General features: G+C 66.7%; 1 pseudogene. It reads left to right on the plus strand.

The features are described from left to right. A pseudogene (locus Q8Q88_RS04710) lies at positions 1-1215 on the plus strand (DNA-directed RNA polymerase subunit beta'); the annotation flags it as partial.

Here is a 1215-nt window from a genome sequence, read left to right on the forward strand (position 1 = left end):
CTGCGGCGCCTGCTACGGCCGCGACCTCGCGCGCGGCACGCCGGTGAACATCGGTGAAGCCGTGGGCGTCATCGCCGCCCAGTCGATCGGCGAGCCGGGCACCCAGCTGACGATGCGGACCTTCCACATCGGCGGCACCGCACAGGTGGCCGAGCAGTCGTTCTTCGAGAGCGGCAACGAGGGCGTGGCCCGCCTGGTCGGCGGCAACACGGTCGTGGCGCCCGATGGCGGTGTCGTGGCCATGAGCCGCAACCTGATGATCATCGTCCAGGTCGATGGCAAGGACCGCGAGTCCTACAAGCCGCCTTACGGCGCGCGCCTGAAGGTCAAGGACGGCGACAAGGTGAAGCGCGGCCAGCGCCTGGCCGAGTGGGACCCGTACTCGACCCCGATCATCTCCGAAGTGGGCGGCAAGGTCCGCTTCGAGGACCTGGTCGAAAACTTCTCGGTCCGCGAGGAAGCCGACGAAGCCACCGGCATCTCCAACCGCGTGGTCATCGACTGGCGCGCCTCGACCAAGGGCTCGGACCTGCGTCCGGCCATGGCCGTGATCGACGCCGAGGGCGCCTATATGCGCATCTCGAACGGCGGGGAGGCGCGTTACCTCCTGCCGGTGGGCGCCATTCTCTCCGTCGGCGATGGCGATGAGATCAAGCCCGGCGAAGTTCTGGCCCGCATGTCGACCGAAAGCGCCAAGACCCGGGACATCACCGGGGGTCTGCCGCGCGTCGCCGAACTCTTCGAAGCCCGCCGTCCGAAGGACTGCGCGGTCATCGCCGAGATGGACGGCCGCGTCGAATTCGGCCGCGACTACAAGAACAAGCGCCGCATCAAGATCACCCCGGAAGATGGTGGCGAAGCGGTCGAGTTCCTGATCCCCAAGGGCAAGCACATCGCCGTCCACGACGGCGACGTGATCCGCAAGGGCGAGTACCTGATCGACGGCAACCCGGATCCGCACGACATCCTGCGTATCCTGGGCATCGAGGCTCTGGCCGAGTTCCTGGTCGACGAGATCCAGGAGGTCTACCGGCTCCAAGGCGTGCCGATCAACGACAAGCACATCGAGACGATCGTTCGTCAGATGCTGCAAAAGGGCGAGATCCTCGAGCCGGGCGACACCGGCCTGCTCAAGGGCGATCACCTGGACATGTCGGAGATCAACGAGGAGAACGCCAAGACCGAGTCCCGTGGCGGCCGTCCGGCCATCACCCA

Source organism: Phenylobacterium sp. (assembly GCF_030697925.1).
GTDB lineage: Bacteria > Pseudomonadota > Alphaproteobacteria > Caulobacterales > Caulobacteraceae > Phenylobacterium.